We start from the raw sequence: 19,924 nt of genomic DNA on the forward strand, positions 1-19,924 counted from the left end.
GTGCGGCGAGGGGGCGCGGCGAGGGCGCGAACGGGGGCGCGCGAGAGGGCGCGGCGAGGGGATGGACGGGGGCGGGCCGGGGTGTGCGGGAGCGCGGGGCGCGTGGGCGTACGCGCGGGGGGCGCGCGTGTGTGTACGGGCCCGGTGGGCCGGGTGCGCGGGGCCGCCACCCCGGGGCGCCGGGCCGTCTAGGCTGAGGGGCGCTGTTCCGTACATCCGAGGAGAAACCGCCGATGCCCGCACTTCCCCCCGCGCTGCCCCCGGCCCGCCTGGAGTCCGAGCCGCGGCTCGCCCGGGCCGCGCTGGCCGCCCCGGTCCTCGCCCGCGCGGTCCGCCTGGCCCGCTGGGCGGGCCCGGACACCCGGGTCGGCGCGGGCGGTGAACTCGTCGAGGAGCAACTGCCCGGGGCCGCCGAGGAGCTGGGCCTGTCCGGGCCCGACGCGGAGGCCGAGGCGAGCGAGGCGTGGCGGGTCGCCGTCGACACCGGTCTCGTCGAGGTCAGCGACCCGGAGGAGGATGGCGAGGAGGAGGGGAGCGCCGCACCGGGCGAGGACCTCGCCCAGCTCACCTCCGGCAGCCCCCAGGACGCGCTGGGCCTGTGGCTCGGCGCCCTGGACACACTCCTCGCCGACGCCAGCATTCCCGACATCGAGGACCTGGAGGAGCTGACCGGCGCCCTGGAGGGCGGCGGCACCGTCGACTTCGACGCGCTCGGCTGGGATCCCGAGGAGGAGGCCGAGTTCGTCGACCAGGCGCTCTTGAGCCTCTACCTCCTCACCGTCTCCGAGGGCGGCTCCACGGACACCCCCGTGCCGCTGCCCGCGCTCGCCGCCGCGATGGTCGTGCCCGACGACATGCCGGAGCCGAGCGACGCGATCCTGGAGCAGGTCTCCGAGACGATGGTCCGCCTCGACGCCAAGTTCCGGCTCCTCGAACCCTCCGGGCTGCTCGTCTACGAGCCGCTCGACGAGGCGCTGCTCGTGGAGGCCGACGCGGGGGAGCCCGTCGAGATCGAGGAGGAGGACGTCTCGCGGTACGGGCTCGTGCACTACACGCCGCTCGGCCTGTACGGCATCCGCGAGCGCCTCGTCGAGGCCGGGCTCGAAGCCCCGGTCGTCGGGGATCTCGCCGAGGCGACGGCGGAAGTGCTGCTCGCCGGGGTCGCCGAGTACCCGGCGCCCTCCGCGCGCGCCGAACTGGAGGGCTGGCTCGCGCGCCGCGAGCCCGTCGCCGCGGCGGGGGAGCTGCTGGCGGCGGCGAAGGGCGAGGACGCGGAGGGCCCGGTGCGCAGGCTGCGCGCGCAGGAGGCGCTGGAACTGATCGGCGCGGGCGCCGAACCGGCCGTCCGGGCCGTGCTCGACGACCCCGAACTCGGCGGCCTCGCCCGCGTGTGGCTCTCCGAGCGGGGGCTGCCCGACGTCCCGCCGCCCCCGGCCGACCTCGTCTTCTGGCTCACCGTCGACACGGTCGCCGCGCAACTCGCCGTCGAGGGCGAGTCCGCGGAGCTCCAGGCCCTCGTGGCGGGCCTCGCCGCCCAGCACAGCGGCTTCTTCGAGGCGGCCTGGCGCGTCAAGCACCCCGCGACGGCGGAGGTCCTGGAGGCGATGGGCCGCCTCCACCCCGACAAGCGCACGGCGAAGGAGGCCCGCAAGGCGGCCTTCAAGGCGAGGTCGGCGGCGGGCCCGGACTCCGGCGAGTGACCGGGGTCCCGTACGGGGGCGGCTGCCACGCGGTGGCGGCCCGTCCGCACCCGTAGGGGAGACCCCTCGGCCCCCCGGTCCGCGAGGCGCCCGGAGCGGTCTCGGGCGGGAGGCCCGGTGGCGCCGGGGCGGTGGACGAGGAGCGCCGGGGTGCCGAGCGGGGCACGGGGCCCCGGCCCGGCACGCGGGGAGCGGCCGCGCGTGCCGGGCCGCCGGCCTTCTCGCTCAGCCCACCGTCAGCCGCGCCCCCAGCGCCCTGTCGTACCCCACCTCCCGCACGGGCCCCGTCAGCCGGACGCCGTACCGCAGGCGGTGGTCCGTGCTCGACGCGGACAGGCGGAACTCCAGCGCGCCCGGCTCGACGACGCGGCGTCCCGCCAGACCCGTGAACGAGGCCGTGTCGGCGGGGATCTCGACGTGCACGCGGGCCGAGGCGCCGGGGGCGAGCGGGACGCGCGCCGCGCCGATCAGGCGCTGTTCGGGCTGCACGACGGAGGCGACCGGGTCGTGGAGGTAGACCTGCACGACCTCCGTCCCGGCCCGCTCGCCCGTGTTCGTGACCGTCAAAGCGAGGCGGATCGTGCCGTCCGTGGACACCTCGTCGGGGGTCTGCGCGCTCAGGTCCGTCCAGGCGAAGGACGTGTACGCGAGGCCGTGCCCGAAGGGGTAGGCGGGGCTCGGGTCGAGCGCCGAGACGTCGCTCGGGCCCGCGAGGGGGGCGCGCAAGTACGTGCCGGGCTGGCCCTCGGGGGTGCGCGGCACGCTCACGGGGAGCCGCCCCGAGGGCGCCGCCCGTCCGCTGAGCAGCGCCGCGACGGCTCGCGTGCCCTCCTGCCCGGGGAAGAACGCCTGCACGAGCGCTCCCGCCTCGTCCACCGCCCGCCCCAGCGCGTAGGGACGGCCCGCGAGCAGCACACCGACCACCGGGGTTCCCGTGTCGAGCAGCGCGTCCAGCAACTCCTGCTGCACGCCGGGGAGCCGGAGCGAAGGGGCGTCGCAGCCCTCGCCGCTCGTGCCCCGGCCGAAGAGCCCGGCGCGGTCCCCGAGCGCGGCGATCACGACATCGGCCTCGCGCGCCGCGTCGAGCGCCGCGCCGAAGCCCTCCGTCCCGCCCGTGTCGATCCCGCACCCGGCCACGGCGACGACGTCGCTGTCCGAGAACTCCGCCGCCACCGCCTCGTGGAGCGTCGGAAGTTCGATGCCGGGGGCGAGGTCCGGGTGCGCGCCGCCGACGTGGACGGGGAAGGCGTAGCAGCCGAGCACCGCGAGCGGCGCCACGGCCTGCGGCCCGATGACGGCGATGCGGCGCGGCGCGGCGAGCGGCAGCACGGGGCTTCCGTCGGGTGCCGCGTTGCGCAGCAGGACCAGGGACTCGGCGGCGAGCCGCGCGGACAGCTCCCTGTGCTCCGGCGGATCGAGGTCCACCGTGCCCCGTACGGCCTCGGGGCTCAGCTCGGCGCGCTCGCGCAGCGACGGCGGTACGGGGTCGTAGTCCGCGTCGAGCAGGCCCAGTTCGGCCTTCTGCCGCAGCACCCTGCGCACCGCTTCGTCGACCGTGGCCTCGTCCACGAGCCCCGCGTCGAGCGCGGCGAGGAGCGGGCCCCCGTAGGCGTCCACGGTGGGCAGTTCGACGTCCACCCCGGCGCGCAGCGCGAGCGCGGCGGCCTCGGCGCGGTCGGCCGCGACGTGGTGGAGCGACTGGAGGAACGCGACGCCGAAGTAGTCGGCGACGACCGTGCCCTCGAAGCCCCACGTCTCGCGCAGCAGCCCGGTGAGCAGCGCCTGGTCGGCGGCGCTCGGCACGCCGTCGGTATCGGTGTACGCGTGCATGACGGAGCGGGCGCCGCCCTCGCGCAGCGCCGCCTCGAAAGGCGGCAGGACGACATCGGCGCGCTCGCGCGGGCCCATCGACACGGGGGCGAGGTTGCGCCCCGCGCGCGAGGCCGAGTAGCCGGCGAAGTGCTTGAGCGTCGCGACGATCCCGGCCGATTCGAGCCCGCGTACGTACGCGGCGCCGATCCGTCCCACGAGGCAGGGGTCCTCGCCGATCGTCTCCTCGACCCGCCCCCACCGCAGGTCCCGCACGACGTCGAGGACGGGCGCGAGCCCCTGGTGCACCCCGACCGCGCGCAGCGAGTCGCCGATCGCGGCCCCCACGTGTTCGACGAGTTCCGGGTCGAACGAGGCGCCCCACGCGAGCGGTACGGGGAAGGTCGTGGCGCGCCAGGCGGCGAAGCCCGCCAGGCACTCCTCGTGCGCGAGCGCGGGGATGCCGAAGCGGTTGCCCGCGATGACGCGGGCCTGCGTGCGCAGGAGCGAGAGCGCGCCGAGCCCGGGGTCGACCGGGGCGGTGCCGAAGGGGCGGGTGAGCTGGCCGAGGCCGTGCGGGAGCAGCTCGTCGAGCGCGGGCGGGGCCTGCATGTCGTGCTGGTGCGGGGCGACCTCGCCGCCTTCGGGCGAGGCTCCGACCCACAGGCCGTAGAGCTGTGCGGTCTTCTCCTCACGGGTCATCGCGGCGAGGAGCGACTCGACGCGCGCGGCGCGCTCGGGGGAGAGGCGCGGGGAGGTACGGGGGCCGTTCCCGGGCGCGGGGGCGGCGGTCTCGGGGATCACGCGGGTGGTCACTTTCCTCCCATGCCCATCAGCCCCTGGATGAGGGCCCGGCGGGCGAACAGGTACACGAGCAGGACGGGCAGGGTGGAGAGGACGACGGCGGCGAGCAGCCCGGGAATGTTCACGCCGTACTGGGTCTGGAAGTTGTAGAGGCCGAGCGTGACGACCTTCGTCTCCTCGGACTGGGTGAGCACGAGCGGGAAGAGGAAGCCGTTCCACGCCTGGAGCGCCGAGAACACCACGACGGTGGAGAGCCCGCTGCGCGAGAGCGGCAGGACGAGCCGCTGGAAGACGAGCCAGGTGCTCGCGCCGTCGAGCGTCATCGCCTCGTACAGCTCGTTGCCGATCTCGCGCATCGTGCCGGTCAGGATGAGCGTGCAGATCGGCAGGCAGAACGCGGCGGTCGGCAGGATCACCCCGATGAGGTTGTCGTACAGACCGGCCTTCGAGATCACGTAGAACATCGGGATGATGACGGCCTGCGCGGGCACGGCGAGCCCGAGGAGGAAGAGCCGGAAGACGCGCAGCGTCCCGGGGCGCGCGCCGCGCACGACCGCGAAGGCGAGCGGGGGCACGAGCAGCAGCACGAGGGCGACGACGCAGACGGTGACGACGGCGGTGTTGAGGAAGTAGCGGCCGAAGCCGTTGTCGAAGACGTCGAGGTAGTTGTCGAGGGTGAGGTGACGGGGGAGGCCGAGCGGCCCGCTCTTCTGGTAGTCGGGGCGCGACTGGAGCGTGGCCGCGAGCAGCGCGTACAGCGGCAGGCCGACGAGGACGAGCCAGACGAGGGAACCCAGACCGGCGAGGACGTTGGGACGCTCTCCGGGGCGGCGGGTCCGGGCGCGGGCCTTGGTGGTGCGCGGAGGGCGCGGGGCCGGGGGCGCGGGGGCCTGCCGGGAGGCGGTGAGGCTCATATCCCCTCCTGGGTGCCGGTCATCTTGTCGTAGCCCGAGAGGCGGACGACGGCGAGCGAGATGAGGGTCGCGACGAGGACGAGGAGCAGGGCGACCGCCGAGCCCGTCCCGTAGTCGAAGCTCTTGAACGCCTTGTCGTACATGTAGTACGCGGTGATCGTCGTATCCGTGCCGGGGCCGCCCTGCGTCAGGATGAGCACCGTGTCGAAGGTCGTGAGGCCGCCGACGATCATGAGGATCACCGAGGTGATGACCGAGTTGCGCAGTTGCGGCAGCGTCACGTGGAAGAACTGCCGCCAGCGGCCCGCGCCGTCGATCGCCGCCGCCTGGTAGAGGACTTCGGGGATCGCGCGGGCCGCGCCCTGGTAGATGAGGGTGTGCAGGGGGGTGAACTGCCAGGCGGCGACGAAGACGAGCACGCCGATCGCCGTGGACTGCTTGCCGAAGAGGTTCCCGTCGCCGAAGAGCCACCCCAGCTCGGAGGGGATGCCGAAGTTCGGGTCGAGCAGCGCGCGCCACAGGACAGAGACGGCCGTCGCCGAGAGCAGCAGCGGTACGAAGAAGATGGCGGACAGGACGGCCCGGTTGCGCTGTCTGCCCGCCGCCCACACGCCGAGCGCGATGCTGAGCGGGGTCTGCACGACGACGCCGAGCAGGGTGAGCAGGACGGAGAGCCAGACGCTGTGCAGGAGCACGGGGTCGTCGAAGAGCTTGTGCCAGTTGCTGAGCCCGTTGAAGTGCGGGGTGCCGAGCCCGCTCCAGTCGGTGAAGGCCAGGACGGCCACGAGCAGGAGCGGGACGAGCGCGAAGAGCGTGAAGAAGACGACGGCGGGGAGGGTCCAGGCGACGCCCGGGCGGGCGGTGGGCCTGCGGGGCCGGAGCGCGGATGACGAGGTCACGGTGCCTGCCGCCGTTCAGGAGGTGGTGAGGGCCTGCATGGCCTTGATGAAGCCGTCCGCGTCGAGCTGCCCGTTGGTGAACTGCTGGACGGCGCGGTGGATCGGGGTGCTGTTGGCCGGCGAGTACGCCTGGTCCCACGAGAGCTGGAAGGAGGGGGCCTTGCCGACGAGGTCGAGCTGGTACTTCGCGTAGGCGGGGTCGTCGGTCGTGTCGAGGAACTTCTCGGTGTTCGTCGTGGTCGGCAGGTTGCCGATCGCGAGCTGCTGCTTCACGAAGCTGTCGGAGTACATGAGCTTCAGGAAGTCGGCGATGGCGTCCGGGTGCTGGGCCTTCTTCGTGACCGAGTAGAAGTTGTTCGTGTTCCCGACGATGGCCGCCGGGTCGCCCTTGCCGCCCGCGACGCTCGGGAAGTTGCTCCAGCCGATGTTCTCGAGCCCGTCCGGGTTGATCTCCTTGACGGTCGAGTACTCCCAGGAGCCCATCAGCTCGAAGGCCGCCTTGCCGCTCGCGAGGAGCTGCGCCGTGCCCTGGTCGGTCTGCTTCACCGAGTCGTAGTTGGTCCCGAAGGCGCCCGCGTCGACCAGCTCGCGCAGCAGGGCCAGCGCCTTCCTGCTGTCGGGGCTGTCCCACGCGCTCTTGTCCCCCGAGAGTGCCTTCTCGAAGAGCCCCGGGCCCGCGACGCGGTCGTAGAGGTACTCGAACCACATGAGCGTCGGCCACTGGTCGCCGCCGCCGAGCGCGAACGGCGTGACCTTCTTCGCCTTGAGCGCCTTCACGACGTCGAGGAGCTGGTCCCAGTTCTCCGGCGGCTTCACGCCCGCCTCGTCGAGCACCTTCTTGTTGTGGAAGAGCAGCACGGGCTGCGTGCCGCGCATCGGGATGCCGTAGTGCTTCCCGTCCACCTTCGCGGTGTTGAGGACCGAGGGCAGGAAGTTGTCCTTGAGGCCCGCGTCCTTCGCCATCATGTCGTCGAGCGGGCGGAGCAGGCCGGCCTTCACGAAGGGCTGGATGCTGCCGCCGCCCCAGTTGAAGAAGACGTCGGGCGCCTGCTTGGTGTTGATGATGGTCTGGAGCTTCTGCTGGTAGTCGGCGCCGGGGATGGTGTCGAGCACCGCCTTGACCTTCGAGGTCTTGTTGAACTCGGCGACGATCTTCCTCTCGACCTTGTTGCCCGCGTCGCCGTAGACGAGCACGTGGAACTCCTGCTTCCCGCCCGAGGAACCGCTGTCCCCGCCACAGGCGGTCAGGCCCAGGCCGAGCGCGAGCACCGCGATCCCGGCGACCGCGCGGGGGAATCTCGTCTGCTTCGTCTGCTTCGTCGCGTGCGCGTACTGCGTCACCCTCATCGACAGCCCCTTCGAAAGTGTCGGCGTCTTTGCCGAAAGTCTCTGCGGCAGGACGGTAGAAGGGTGGGGGTGGGCGGTCAATGGAGGGGTACGAGCGCGACCAAACCGTTATGCGCGGGCGAGATTCGCCGTGTTCTATCCTTCGTCCCATGCGAGCTGAGAGCCCCGAGGGCACAGAGACCGCGCGCGCCGAGGAGCGCGGAGCGGGCCGGATCACGCTGGCCCAGGTGGGAGCGCAAGCGGGCGTCTCGCTTTCGACAGTTTCGAAAGTCCTCAACGGCCGCCCCGATGTGGCGGCCCCCACCCGGCGCAAGGTCGAGGAACTCCTGGAGGAGCACGGCTACCGCCGCCCCGCGCCGGCCCCGCCCGAGGCGCCGCTCCTGGAGATCGTCTTCCACGAACTCGACAGCACGTGGGCGATGGAGCTGATCAGGGGCGTGCAGAACGTCGCCAACGCGCACGGCATGAGCGTCGTGCTCACCGAGACGGGCACCCGTCACTCGCCGGGCGCGGACTGGGTCGAGGGTGTGCTGCGCCGCCGCCCGCTCGGCGTCGTCCTCGTCTTCTCGACGCTGCCCGCCGACCTCAAGAAGAAGCTGTGGTCGCGGGCGATCCCCTTCGTCATCGTCGACCCGGCCGGGGACCCCGAGCCCGACGTCCCCTCGGTCGGCTCGGCGAACTGGGCCGGAGGGCTCGCGGCCACCCGCCACCTGATCGAACTCGGCCACCGCAGGACCGCCGTCATCACCGGGCCCGAGGACATGCTCTGCGCCCTCGCCCGCCTCGACGGCTTCCGCTCCGCGCACAACATGGCCCGCATCACGCCCGAGCCGGACCTCATCCGCTTCGGCGACTTCCACGTCTCCTCGGGCCACCGGCACGCCCTGGACCTGCTCGACCGCCCCGACCGCCCCACCGCGATCTTCGCCGGCTCGGACCTCCAGGCCCTCGGCGTCCTCGAAGCGGCCCGGGTCCTCGGCCTCCGCGTCCCGCACGACCTCTCCGTCGTCGGCTACGACAACATCCCCCTCGCCCAGTGGTCGAGCCCCGCGCTCACGACGGTCGACCAGCCCCTCGAACAGATGGCGGAGGAGGCGGCCCGCATGTTGCTGCGCCTGCGCCGCGAGGAGGAGGGCGAGACCCGCATCGAACTGGGCACCCGGCTCGTGGTGCGGGGGAGCACGGGGGCGCCGGTGGCGTAGGGGGCAGGGCGGCGGCGTGGAGGTGCGGGGCGGGGGCCCGGTTTCGGAGGTAGGGGGCGCGGGCCGGGTGGCGCGGGCGCGGGGCGGGCGCCGGCTTCGGGGTACGGGGCGGGGCTTCGGCTGCGGACGTACGAGCCGAGGGCCGGGTCGCGCGGGCGACGGTCCATGGGAGCGATCCGGCGGCGGGAGGTGCGGATCACGGCCCGGGGTGCGTGTCGCCCCCGCGTGAGCGCGCGTCCCGCGCCTGAGCGCCGCGCGGCGCGTCGGCGCGGGCTCTCGGCGGCTGCGGTTGCCTGGCGTGGTGGCGGGCGCGGGTTCACGTCCGCAGGTACGAGGCCCCGTTCAGGTCCATGACCGTCCCGGAGGCCCACGTGGCGGCGGGGGAGGCGAGCCACAGCACCGCCTCGGCGATCTCCTCGGGCTCCGCGACCCGGCCGAAGGGGCTCTGGGCGCGGATCGCCTCGCCCTCCGCGCCGCTCAGCCGGTGCGCCACGCGGTCCGTCGCGAAGAAGCCGGGAGCGACGGAGGCGACCGCGATGCCGTGCGGGGCGAGCGCGACCGCGAGCGACTGGCCGAGCGCGTGCACGGCCGCCTTCGTGGCCCCGTACGCGGGATGGGCGGGCTCGCCCCGGAAGGCGCCGCGCGAGCCGATGTTCACGATCCGGCCGCCGCGCCCGCCCGCGACCATGTGCCGGGCCGCCCGGTGGCTCAGGTGCGCGGTGCCGAGCAGGTTGACGGAGACGTGCGCCTCCCAGGCGGCGACCCACTCCTCGTACGAGGTCTCCAGCGGGGGGTGCGGGGTGTTGACGGCGGCGTTGTTGACGAGCACGTCGAGTCCGCCGAGCCGGTCAGCCGCCGTGGCCACGACCGCCGCCGCGCCCTCGGGCGTCGCGAGGTCCCCCGGCACCACGATGTGCCCTTCCCCGGGCAGTCCGGCAGCCGTCGCCCGCGCCTCGCTCGCGTGCGTACGGCAGTGCAGTGCGACCGTGTCGCCCTGCCGGGCGAAGGCGCGGGCGAGCGCCGCGCCGAGACCGCTGCCCGCGCCGGTCACGAGGACGCGGCGGCCGGAGGCGGGAAAGGGAGGGGGGGTGGTACCCGGGTGTTCGCTCATCGCCCGACCGTACCGAGTCCCGGATGCGCGCTCGGCAAGGGCCCGAACGGACAAAAAGGGCATACGGGATTAGTCTGGATGTTCGTGTCGGCGAGAGCCGTCTCTGCGAAAGGAACGAGGAGCGATGAGCGACGAAAGCGCCATGGACAAGCTGAAGGGCAAGGCCAAGGAGGCCGTCGGCAAGCTCACCGGCGACCGGCGCAAGGAGACGGAGGGAAAGACCGACCAGGCCAAGGGCGGGGCCAAGGACACGATGGACCAGGTCAAGGGCCGGGCCCAGGGCGTCAGGGACTCGCTGAAGGGGGACGAGCGGGGCGGGGACGACAAGGGCTGAGCCCCGCGCGGCGCCCCCCTCTCACCGGCGCCGCGTGACCCGCGTTCGGCGAGAGCGCCGCGCGACCCGTGCGGCCACAGTGCACTCCGCCCGCGCTCGCTCCCGTACGGAGGCTCACAAAGACCCCGTACGGGAGCGAGCGCGCCGCTCACAGCGCCTTCGCGCCCGGCTTCACCATCTCGCGGACCGTGCGGCCCTTCACGAACTCGCCGATCGCCGTCATGTCCCACTCGCCGGAGAACTGGCGCACGAGCTTGGCCATCATGACGCCCGTGCGCGCCTCGGCGTTGGTGAGGTCGAAGCGGACGAGTTCCTCGTTCGTCGTGGCGTCCACGAGCCGGCAGTACGCCTTGGCGACCTCCGTGAACTTCTGGCCCGTGAACGAGTTGACCGTGAAGACCAGGCCCGTGACCTCCTGCGGGATGCGGCCGAGGTCCACGACGATCTCCTCGTCGTCCCCCGCGCCCTCGCCCGTCAGGTTGTCCCCGGAGTGGGTGACGGCGCCGCCGAGGATCGACAGCTTGCCGAAGTAGCAGGCGTCGACGAGGTCGCGCTGCGGCCCGTAGGCGATGACCGAGGCGTCCAGGTCGATGTCCCTGCCCCGGTAGGCGGGCTCCCAGCCGAGGCCCATCTTGACCTTGGCGAGCAGCGGGGCGCCCCCCTTGACGAGCGAGACCGTCTGGTTCTTCTGGAGGCTCACCCGGCCCTTGTCCAGGTTGATCTTCCCGGTGCCGGGGGCGGGCGGGGCCGGCGGCGCGGGCGGCGCGGCGGGGGCCGAAGGGGCCGGGGCCGCCACGGGGGCGGAAGGGGCGCTCGGCGCGGAAGGGGCGCTCGGCGGGGTGGGGGCCTGCGGCGCCGCCGGGGCCGCCTGCGGCTCCTCCTCCACGCTCACGCCGAAGTCCGTCGCGATCCCGGCCAGTCCGTCGGCGTAGCCCTGGCCCACGGCGCGGGCCTTCCACACACCGTTCCTGCGGTACACCTCGACGATGACGAGGGCCGTCTCGGCGCCGAGCCGGGGCGGCGTGAAGGTCGCGAGCACCGCGCCGCTGTCCGCGTCCCGCACGGTCGCGGTGGGCTCGATGCCCTGGAAGGTCTGGCCCGCCGCGTCGGGGCTCGCGGTGACGACGATCTTCTCGATCGCGGCCGGGACGGCGGCCGTGTCCACGGTGACCGCGTCGGGCGCCGTGCCTCCGCCGGAGGTGTACGTCACACCGGGGCCCGAGGGCTGGTTGTAGAAGATGAAGTCGTCGTCGGAGCGCACTTTGCCGTCGGCGGTGAGGAGCAGGCCCGAGACGTCGAGCCGCACCGGAGCGGTCACGTCGACCGCCACACGGGCGGCGCTGAGGGGGATGTTCGAGCCAGGGGTCATTGCGGTCATGCTCCCCCCAACGAACGACCGCACTTTGCCGTTCCCTTACCCGCGAATTTCTCACCGGACGGCCCAGCCACGCGCGCCCGGCACAGCGCCCACCCCGGCCCGCGCGCCCTCTCCCGTCCCGCCCGCGCGCTCCCGTCCCGCGCGCAGGGCGCCGTACTCCCGGTCGCCGTCGTGGCGGTGACGCACCGCCGGGCGCACGCGAGGGCGGTACGAGGAGGGGCCCGGGACCGCGCGCGGCGGTCCCGGGCCCCTCGTCCGTGCTCGCGGCCCGTTCAGCCGGCCGTCGGCTCCACCACGATCTTGCGGCCCACGCCCGAGGAGAACCGTTCCAGCGCCTGCGGGTACGCGCTCAGCGGGAGGCGGTCGCTGATGAAGACCTCCGGGTCGAGGATGCCTGTCGCGAAGAGTTCCGCCGCGCGCTCGTAGCTGTGCAGGACCGCCATCGAGCCGGTGATGGTGATCTCCTGGTTGTAGATGCGGTACGGCTCGATCGTCGCCGTCGTCGCGTAGTCGGCCACCCCGAACTGGAGGAAGGTGCCCGCCTTCGCGACGCGGCCCAGGCCGTCCTGGATCGCCGCCGCGTTGCCGGTCGCGTCGATCACGAGCTCCCAGCCGCCGGGCCGCTCCAGGGCGTCGGGCGTGGTCGCCGTGGCCGAGCAGCCGAGGTGCGCGGCGGTCTTGAGGCGCTCCTCGTTGAGGTCGACGACGTCCACCGAGACGGCCCCGGTCCGCTTGGCGAGTTCCAGCATCATCAGGCCCATCGTCCCCGAGCCGTAGATCAGGACGTGCGCGCCGAGCTGGGACTTGAGGACGTCGTAGCCGCGCACCGCGCAGGACAGCGGCTCGATGAGCGCGGCGTCCTGCGTGCGGACGTGGTCGGGGAGCTTGACGCAGTTGGCGACGGGCGCGACCGCGTACTGGGCGGCGCCGCCCGCGGTGGTGACGCCGAGCGCGGCCCAGCGCTCGCACATGTTGTTGTGGCCCGTACGGCAGTAGCGGCACTCGTAGCAGTACAGGGACGGGTCGACGGCGACCCGGTCGCCCGTGCGCAGCTCCGTGACCTCGGAGCCGAGCGCCACGACCGTGCCCGCGAACTCGTGGCCCGGCACGACCGGCAGCGTCGGAGCGAACTCGCCCTGGAGGATGTGCAGATCCGTCCCGCACAGGCCGCAGGCGGCGACCTCCACGACGACCTGGCGCGGTCCGGGCGTGGGGTCGGGGACCTCCGTGACGACGGCGTTCCCGACGGACTCGATGACGGCTGCCTTCACTTGACGGCTCCAAGCGACAGGCCCTGGACGAGTTTGTCCTGGGCGGCGAACCCCGCGGCGAGCACCGGCAGGGAGATGACGAGGGACGCGGCGCACACCTTCGCCAGGAACAGGCCCTGGCTCGTGATGAAGCCGGTCAGGAAGACGGGCGCGGTCTCGGCGACGACGCCGGAGAGCACCCGTGCGAAGAGGAGTTCGTTCCAGCTGAAGATGAAGCAGATGAGCGACGTCGCCGCGATCCCGGGGAGGGCGATCGGGGCGACGACGCGGCTCAGGATCGTCGGCAGGCGCGCTCCGTCGATCTGCGCGGCCTCGATGAGCGCGGGCGGGACCTCGGCGAGGAAGGACTGCATCATCCACACCGCGATCGGCAGGTTCATCGACGTGTAGAGGAGGACGAGCAGCCAGATGTTGTCGAGGAAGCCGGTGTTCTTCGCGAAGAGGTAGATGGGGAGCAGGCCCGCCACGACGGGGAGCATCTTCGTCGACAGGAAGAAGAACAGCACGTCCGTCCACTTGCGCACGGGCCGCAGCGACAGCGCGTACGCGGCGGGCACGGCGAGGACGAGGACGAGCAGCGTCGAGGCGAGCGAGGCGACCGCCGAGTTGATCAGGGCGGGCCAGGGGCTCGCGCCGCCGCCGCTGCCGAAGAAGTCGCGGTAGGCGTCGAGGGTGAGCGAGGCGCCGAGCGCGGGCGGGTTCTTCGCCGCGTCGGGCTCGGAGTGGAAGGAGGTCAGGACCATCCAGGCGATCGGCAGGAAGGCGAGGATGCCGAGGACCCAGGCGAGCAGTCCGAGTGCGGTGCCGCGGCGGCGCGGGCCGCGCGGGGGGCGTACGGGCGCCGCGGCCGGGCGCGTACGGGGCAGGTCAGCGGTGGCGGTGCTCATGACCGGCCCACCTCCTCACGGAAGAGCGACGAGACGACCCGCAGGACGAAGGTCGCGAGGATGAGCGAACCGATGACGACGAGGACGCCGGCGGCCGAGGCGAGCCCGTTCTCGTGCGCCTGGTAGAAGGTCTGGTAGACGGTGTACGGCAGATTCGCGGTGCCGAGGCCGCCGGACGTGATCGTGAACACGGCGTCGAAGTTCTGCACGATGTAGATCGAGCCGAGCAGCGCGCCGAGTTCGAGGTAGCGGCGCAGGTGCGGCAGCGTCAGGTGCCGGAAGATCTGCCAGGCCCCCGCCCCGTCCATGCGCGCGGCCTCGATGAGTTCGGGCGAACGGCTCTGGAGCCCGGCGAGCAGGATGAGCATCATGAACGGCGTCCACTGCCACACGAGGCTCGCCTCGACGGCGAGGAGCGGCGTGTTGGAGACCCAGTCGGGCTGCGGGGCGCTGTCGCCGCCGATCCAGTGCAGCAGGCCGTTGAAGAGCCCGTACTCCGGGTTGTACAGCACGTGCTTCCACAGCAGCGCGGCGGCGACGGGCACGAGCAGGAACGGCGCGATCAGGAGCGTGCGGACGAGACCGCGCCCCGGGAACTTCCGGTCCAGCAGCAGCGCGAGGCACATCCCGAGCACGAGGCTCACGAGGACGACGGAGGCCGTCAGGAGGATCGTCGTCAGGACGGACTTGCGCAGGTCGGGATCGCTCAGCACATCGCCGTAGTTGCTGAACCACGTGAAGCTGCGGGCGTCCGGGTAGAGCGCGTTCCAGTCGAAGAGCGAGATCACGAGCGTGGCGACGAACGGGAGTTGCGTCACGACGATCATGAAGATCAGGGCGGGCAGGAGCGGGGCGCGGGTGGCCCAGGCGCGCAGGCGGGAGCTCGTGGCGGCGTCTTTGCTCCGCTCCGGCGCGACGGACGGGGGTGTCGCGGTGGCGGTCGTCATCGTCCCTCGTACTCCTTCGACACCTCGGCGGCGAGTTTCTGCGACGCGTCGAGCGCGGCGTCCACGGACTTGCGGCCCGCTATCGCGGAGCTGATCTCCTGCGAGACCTTCGTGCCGAGGTCCGTGAACTCGGGGATGCCGACGAACTGGATGCCGGGCGCGGGGCGCGGCTGGACGCCCGGGTCACGGGGCTTCGCCGCCGCGATCGCGTCGCGCGTGACGTCCGCGAAGGCGCCGGCCTCCTTGCGGTACGCGGGCAGGTCGTACGTGGACGCGCGCTTGCCCGCCGGGACGTTCGCCCAGCCGTAGGTCTTGCCGACGAGCGACTCGTACTCCTTGCCCGTCGCCCACTCCATGAACTTCCAGCCCTTTTCGGCGTTCCTCGACGCCTTCTGGAGGCCGAAGGCCCACGTGTAGAGCCAGCCCGAGGACTTCGTCTTCACGACCGGGGCGGGCGCGTAGCCGATCTTGCCCTTGACCGGGGACTTCGCGGCTTCGAGCGAGCCCGCCCCCGAGGTCGCGTCGTACCACATCGCCGTCTTGCCCTGCGTCAGGTTGTTGAGGCACTCGGCGAAACCGGACTGCGCCGCGCCCGACTCACCGTGCTCGCGCACCAGGTCGACGTAGAACTTCGTCGCCTCGCGGAACTCCTTGTCGCCGAGCCGCGCCGACCAGTCCTTCGCGAACCACGTGCCGCCGAAGGTGTTGACGACCGTCGTCAGCGGAGCGGCCAGCTCGCCCCAGCCCGGGAGCCCGCGCAGGCAGATCCCGCGCATCCCCGGCTTCGCGCCGTCGACCTTCGCCGCGATCTCCGCGACCTGCTGCCACGTCGGGTGCGCGGGCATCTTCAGGCCCTTCGCCGCGAGCACGTCCTTGCGGTACATGAGCATCGACGACTCGCCGTAGAACGGCTCGCCGTACAGCTTCCCGTCGTCGCCCGTGAGCGAGTCGCGCATCGGCGCGAGGATGTCGTCCTGGTCGTACGAGGGCGACTTCGCGACGTAGTCGTCGAGGTCGTGGAGCCAGCCGTTGCGGGCGTAGATCGGTATCTCGTAGTTGGAGAGCGTCGCGACGTCGTACTGGCCCGCCTGGTTGGCGAAGTCCTGGCTGATCTTGTCGCGTACGTCGTTCTCCGGCAGCACGGTGAAGTTCACCTTGATGCCGGTCTCCTTGGTGAAGTGCGCCTTCGTGAGCTTCTGGAGCTCGACCATCTGCGGGTTGTTGACCATGAGGACGTTGATCGCGTCCCCGCCGGAACTCGCTCCGCCCGCGCCCGCCCAGCAACCGCTGAGGAGCAGGGTGCTCGTGGCGAGGAGGGCGAGGGCGCGGCGGGGGTGTTTCCCGGGGTTACCGGGTGGCCTGCGGCGGCTCGGAAGGCGCATGGCGACTCCGTACGTGGGTGGATGGGGATCGGGGACTTCGTTCAGGGACGTGGTGTGCGGGAGGTCTCAGACGCGGAGGACCTGGGGGCCGAGCTGGGCGTAGCGGTGGGCCTCGGCGGCGGGGAGGCGGGCGCCCGTGACGATCGTGTCGAGATCGGGGATCGCGGCGAAGCGGCAGAACCCGGCGGCGCCGAACTTCGTGTGCACGCCCGCGAAGACCCGCCGCCTGGCCGCCCGTACCGCCTGTCGCTTCACCTCGGCGACGGCCGGGTCCGGCGTCGTGAGGCCGTGCTCGCGCGAGATGCCGTTGGCGCCGATGAACGCGAGGTCGAGCACGAACCCGGAGAGCATCCGGGTCGCCCAGTGCTCCACCGTCGCCAGCGTCCCCGCGCGCACCCGGCCGCCGAGGAGCAGCACGGTCATGTGCGGGTCGGCGGCGAGCGCCCCGGCGGTCGAGAGCGAGGCCGTGACGACGGTGAGGGGGCGGTCGCGGGGGAGTGCCTCGGCGATGAGCTGGGGGGTGAAGCCCTCGTCGACGAAGACCGTCTCGGCGTCGTGCAGCAGCCCGGCGGCGGCGCGGGCGATGGCGCGCTTCTCCGGGACGTGCATCGTGGTGCGGTAGGCGAGCGTCGTCTCGAACCCCGAGCTCTCCACGGGGTAGGCGCCGCCGTGCGTCCGGCGGACGAGGCCGTGGTCCTCCAGCGCCTGGAGGTCCCTGCGGACCGTCTCCTTGGCCACACCCAAGCGCGTCGCCAGCGCGTTCACCTCGACCGAGCCGCCCTCGCGGGCCGCGCGCACGATCTCGCGCTGCCGCTCGGGGGCCCCGAGCCGGCCAGGAGCCTCGGTTCCGGACCGGGGGGCGTCGGCTCGGGGAGCGTCGGGCTGCCGGGCGCCGGCTCGGGGAGTGCCGGGCCGGTGGGGGTCCGGCTGTGGGGTGTCGGCCCCTTGGTGGAGCGCCGTCATCGCCGCCTCGCCTTTCCATGGGTCACCGGCCTGACCGGGGCTCGCCGCGCTCGCGCGCCGCCGCCCGTTCGGGCCGTACGCAGAGTTGTAGTGGCCGTGCCGGTGCCCGAACAGGCACGGCACCAGGAGAATCCTGCCCGCTTGAGACCGTTCGAGACGTCCCCGCCCGCGAGGCGAGGGTGCGGGGTGACCTGGTCTTTGGCCGTCCTCCCGGCCCGAATCGGGCGCGCGCGCTTGCCCGTTCGGTGGTGGACGGGGGCCCGGATCGTGCCCGTACGGTGTGACGGGTGGGACGGATGGGGGCTCTGCGCCCGGCGGTTTCGGTGCTCGGCACGCCGTGAGGGAGGCGTCCGGGCACTCCTCAACTCCCGGGCGGTCCGGTGCCCGAGGCGGCGGTGACGGCCGCTGTGGCCGCCGGCGGGAGACCTCGACCGGCCCGGCCCCGGCGGCCCCGCCGCCACAGCGCCTCACCGCCCGTTCAGGCGGCGCTCCTCCCGGCCCTCACCGCCCGTTCAGGCGGCGCTCCTCCCGGTCCTCACCGCCCGTTCAGGCGGCGCCGGCTCCCTTCCCCAGCGCCGCCCTCATCATCGCCTTCGCGACCGGCCCCGCCAGGCCGTTGCCGCTCACCTCCGCGCGCGCCGCGTCGGAGTCCTCGACCATGACGGCGACCGCGACCTGCTTGCCGTCCGCGCCCTTCGCGTAGGAGGTGAACCAGGCGTACGGCGTCGCGCTGTTGTTCTCGCCGTGCTGGGCCGTACCGGTCTTCGCGCCGACCGTTGCGCCGGGTATCGCCGCGTTGGTGCCCGTGCCCTTCGACACGACCGTCTCCATGGCCGAGCGCAACTGCCGCGCGGTGCCCTCGCTCACGACCCGGGTCGTCTTCGTGCCACCATGGGTGCTCAGCACGTCCCCGTCACCGTTGGTCGTGCGGTCGACGAGGTACGGCTTCGCGAGCACGCCGCCGTTGGCGAGCGCGGCCGAGACCTCCGCCATCTGGAGCGGCGTCGCGGTCACGTCGAACTGCCCGATCCCCGAGAGCGCCGTCTGCGCCTTGTCCATGTCCTTCGGATACACGCTGGGATACGCCCGTACGGGCACATCCTGGTCGTCCGTGTCGAAGCCGAACTTCTCGGCCATCGCGCGGACCTTGTCCTGCCCGAGGTCGACGGCCATCTTCCCGAAGACGGTGTTGCACGAGTACTGGAGCGCCACGCGTATCGAGGCGTTCTCGCAGGGTGCGGACGCCGACTCGTTGGTGAGGTCCTTCGTCGACAGCGGCAGGCGGTACGGATCGGGACTGTCCGTGCGCGCGTCCACCGAGTCGTACAGACCGTCCTCCAGGGCCGCCGCCGCGACGACGAGCTTGAACGTCGAGCCCGGTGGCAGCGGCTGGCGCAGCGCCCGGTTCACCTGCGGCTTGTCCGGGTCGGCGAGGAGCGCCTTCCACGCCGCGCCGTCGTCACTCCCGGTGATCTTCGACGGGTCGTACGAAGGCGTCGAGACCATGCCGAGGATCTTGCCCGTCCCGGGGTCGAGCGCGAGCGCGGCGCCCTTCTTGTTCCCGAGGGCCTCGTACCCGGCCTTCTGCACGGCGGGGTCGATCGTCGTGACGACGTCGCCGGGCTTGGCCCGGCTGCGCGTGAGCGCGTCCGCGGGGTTCTCGAGGCGCGTGTCGGAGCCGTCGAGCAGGTCCTTGTAGACCCCCTCCAGCATCGTCTGCCCGTAGACCTGCGAGGTGTAGCCCGTCACCGGCGCGTACAGCGGCCCGTCCTTGTACGTGCGCTCGTAGCGCAGGTCCCCGCCGCTGGTCTCGCGCGAGCCGGTCACGGCGCTCCCGCCCACGACGATGTCGCCGAGCGGACCGGCGTAGCGCGCCATGACCGTGCGGCGGTTGTCCTCGGAGGAGGAGAGCGCGGGAGCTTCGTAGAACTGCACCCACGTCGCCCGCGCGAGGAGGGCCAGCACGAGGAGCAGCACGAAGACCGAGGTGTTCCTGATCGTCCTGTTCATCACAGAGAGAGACGAACGACCGTGCGAGCCGGGTTCCGCCCCGCGCCGATTCTCAGCCGACTCTCATTCGATCGTGTGTACGGGGCGCGCGGTGTTGACCTGCGGGGATCGCCGCGCCCGGAAGGGCACGCCGTCGCGCCCCGCCCGGACGTCCCCGCAGGCCCCGCCCGGACGCCACCCCGCGCCCCGCCCGGACACCAGCCCACGCCGCGCACCCGGACGCCACCGAGGGCGCCCGCCCGGCGGCTCACGCGTAGTCGTCGAGCGCCCCGCCGTGCTCGTCCACCCACCACGCGACGCGGCAGTCCAGGCACGTGTACCGCCAGCGCAGCACCTCGCCGCCGCCCGGCGTGCCGGTCTTGGTGAGGATGACGTGGGTGTCCGCGCACTTCACACAGCGCACCGGAAGCCGGCGTCCGGTGCTCCCGGAGCCGTACGCGTCGGACCACCCCTGTCGGCTCATGTCGGCAATTGTGCCAGCGTCCTGACGGGGCCTCGCCCGGCTTCGGCGCGCGGGCCCGGCCCGGCTGTGCTGCCATGGGACCACACCTCACAGGACAGGGAGCAGCGATGGAGCACCACATGCGCGCCGAGTACGCCGAGGGCGACACGCCCGGCGACCCCGAGGCCCCCGTGCGCAAGTGGCACATGGTGCGCGGGGCCGAGGAGCCGCGCACGCTGTGCGGCCTCCTGCTCGACCCGGCCGCGGCGACCCAGCCGGCCGACGCCTGGGGCACTTCGGCCGCCCGGCCCTTCTGCAAGACGTGCGGCGCCCTGTACCTGCGGGAGGTGCCCTGAGCCGGTCCGCAGAGGAGTGCCGGTCCGCCGGGGGCTGCCGGTCCGCCGGGGAATGAACGGCGGACCGGGCGCGTTCGGGCGTGCGAAGGGGTCCCCCGTGCCAGGGGCGGCCCGTTCTCCTGCCCGTACGCATGACACGAAGAGAGCAGAAGCCGATGGCGACACCTC

17 protein-coding genes are annotated in these 19,924 nt (G+C 73.0%); 4 read left to right on the forward strand and 13 right to left on the reverse strand.

The genetic code is table 11. The features are described from left to right. The first annotated feature begins 233 nt into the window (after positions 1-233). A complete protein-coding gene (locus IF99_RS0111240; protein WP_030996260.1) occupies positions 234-1,700 on the forward strand; it encodes a hypothetical protein in 1,467 nt (488 codons plus the stop codon). Between the two features lie 225 nt (positions 1,701-1,925). Here IF99_RS0111240 and IF99_RS0111245 read toward each other — a convergent pair whose 3' ends face one another. The 4 genes from IF99_RS0111245 to IF99_RS0111260 are packed head-to-tail and all read right to left on the reverse strand — an operon-like array spanning position 1,926 to position 7,473. After that, positions 1,926-4,325, reverse strand: a complete 2,400-nt coding sequence (locus IF99_RS0111245) for a beta-glucosidase (RefSeq protein ID WP_420705664.1) — start codon at positions 4,323-4,325, stop codon at positions 1,926-1,928. Next, positions 4,322-5,227, reverse strand: a complete 906-nt coding sequence (locus IF99_RS0111250) for a carbohydrate ABC transporter permease (protein ID WP_078655057.1) — start codon at positions 5,225-5,227, stop codon at positions 4,322-4,324. Before IF99_RS0111250 ends, IF99_RS0111245 begins: the two co-directional genes overlap by 4 nt. After that, positions 5,224-6,126 (reverse strand): carbohydrate ABC transporter permease, encoded by a 903-nt coding sequence (locus tag IF99_RS0111255; protein WP_030996263.1) that lies wholly within the window; start codon positions 6,124-6,126, stop codon positions 5,224-5,226. Before IF99_RS0111255 ends, IF99_RS0111250 begins: the two co-directional genes overlap by 4 nt. A gap of 15 nt (positions 6,127-6,141) precedes the next feature. Further along, positions 6,142-7,473 (reverse strand): ABC transporter substrate-binding protein, encoded by a 1,332-nt coding sequence (locus IF99_RS0111260; protein WP_037826769.1) that lies wholly within the window; start codon positions 7,471-7,473, stop codon positions 6,142-6,144. A gap of 149 nt (positions 7,474-7,622) precedes the next feature. On the opposite strand from IF99_RS0111260, the gene IF99_RS0111265 reads away from it, so the two are divergent. Further along, complete coding sequence (locus IF99_RS0111265; protein ID WP_199806485.1) at positions 7,623-8,675, forward strand: LacI family DNA-binding transcriptional regulator; 1,053 nt, start codon at positions 7,623-7,625, stop codon at positions 8,673-8,675. 316 nt (positions 8,676-8,991) lie between these two features. Here IF99_RS0111265 and IF99_RS0111270 read toward each other — a convergent pair whose 3' ends face one another. Continuing rightward, positions 8,992-9,786, reverse strand: coding sequence for an SDR family NAD(P)-dependent oxidoreductase (locus tag IF99_RS0111270; RefSeq protein ID WP_030996266.1), 795 nt, complete (start codon positions 9,784-9,786; stop codon positions 8,992-8,994). Positions 9,787-9,910: 124 nt separating this feature from the next. Here IF99_RS0111270 and IF99_RS0111275 point away from each other — a divergent pair, with 124 nt between their 5' ends. Then, the gene (locus IF99_RS0111275; protein WP_030996267.1) at positions 9,911-10,120 is read left to right on the forward strand and encodes a CsbD family protein; all 210 of its coding nucleotides are present in this window, start codon (positions 9,911-9,913) and stop codon (positions 10,118-10,120) included. Between the two features lie 148 nt (positions 10,121-10,268). On the opposite strand, the gene IF99_RS0111280 is transcribed toward IF99_RS0111275, so the two are convergent. From IF99_RS0111280 to IF99_RS33945, 8 genes are all read right to left on the reverse strand, one after another. Beyond that, on the reverse strand, positions 10,269-11,489 hold the full coding sequence (locus IF99_RS0111280; RefSeq protein WP_030996268.1) for a TerD family protein: 1,221 nt from the start codon (positions 11,487-11,489) through the stop codon (positions 10,269-10,271). A 281-nt stretch (positions 11,490-11,770) separates the two neighbouring features. Then, positions 11,771-12,769 carry a zinc-dependent alcohol dehydrogenase family protein gene (locus IF99_RS0111285; protein WP_030996269.1) on the reverse strand — a complete coding sequence of 333 codons (999 nt, stop codon included), beginning with the start codon at positions 12,767-12,769 and terminating at the stop codon, positions 11,771-11,773. After that, entirely contained in the window at positions 12,766-13,656 is an 891-nt protein-coding gene (locus IF99_RS0111290) for a carbohydrate ABC transporter permease (protein WP_037826772.1), read from the reverse strand. The genes IF99_RS0111285 and IF99_RS0111290 overlap by 4 nt, the downstream gene beginning before the upstream one ends. Then, positions 13,653-14,603 (reverse strand): carbohydrate ABC transporter permease, encoded by a 951-nt coding sequence (locus IF99_RS0111295; protein ID WP_030996271.1) that lies wholly within the window; start codon positions 14,601-14,603, stop codon positions 13,653-13,655. Before IF99_RS0111295 ends, IF99_RS0111290 begins: the two co-directional genes overlap by 4 nt. Then, positions 14,600-15,985 (reverse strand): ABC transporter substrate-binding protein, encoded by a 1,386-nt coding sequence (locus tag IF99_RS0111300; protein WP_030996272.1) that lies wholly within the window; start codon positions 15,983-15,985, stop codon positions 14,600-14,602. Before IF99_RS0111300 ends, IF99_RS0111295 begins: the two co-directional genes overlap by 4 nt. Positions 15,986-16,051: 66 nt before the next feature. Next, on the reverse strand, positions 16,052-16,948 hold the full coding sequence (locus IF99_RS0111305; protein WP_234340669.1) for a DeoR/GlpR family DNA-binding transcription regulator: 897 nt from the start codon (positions 16,946-16,948) through the stop codon (positions 16,052-16,054). Between the two features lie 546 nt (positions 16,949-17,494). Further along, on the reverse strand, positions 17,495-18,958 hold the full coding sequence (locus IF99_RS0111310; protein WP_030996274.1) for a peptidoglycan D,D-transpeptidase FtsI family protein: 1,464 nt from the start codon (positions 18,956-18,958) through the stop codon (positions 17,495-17,497). Between the two features lie 247 nt (positions 18,959-19,205). After that, positions 19,206-19,421 (reverse strand): hypothetical protein, encoded by a 216-nt coding sequence (locus IF99_RS33945; RefSeq protein ID WP_158716594.1) that lies wholly within the window; start codon positions 19,419-19,421, stop codon positions 19,206-19,208. Between the two features lie 107 nt (positions 19,422-19,528). On the opposite strand from IF99_RS33945, the gene IF99_RS0111320 reads away from it, so the two are divergent. Beyond that, a complete protein-coding gene (locus IF99_RS0111320) occupies positions 19,529-19,756 on the forward strand; it encodes a hypothetical protein (protein ID WP_030996275.1) in 228 nt (75 codons plus the stop codon). Positions 19,757-19,924: the final 168 nt, after the last annotated feature.

It is taken from the genome of Streptomyces sp. NRRL F-5630 (assembly GCF_000719475.1).
GTDB lineage: Bacteria > Actinomycetota > Actinomycetes > Streptomycetales > Streptomycetaceae > Streptomyces.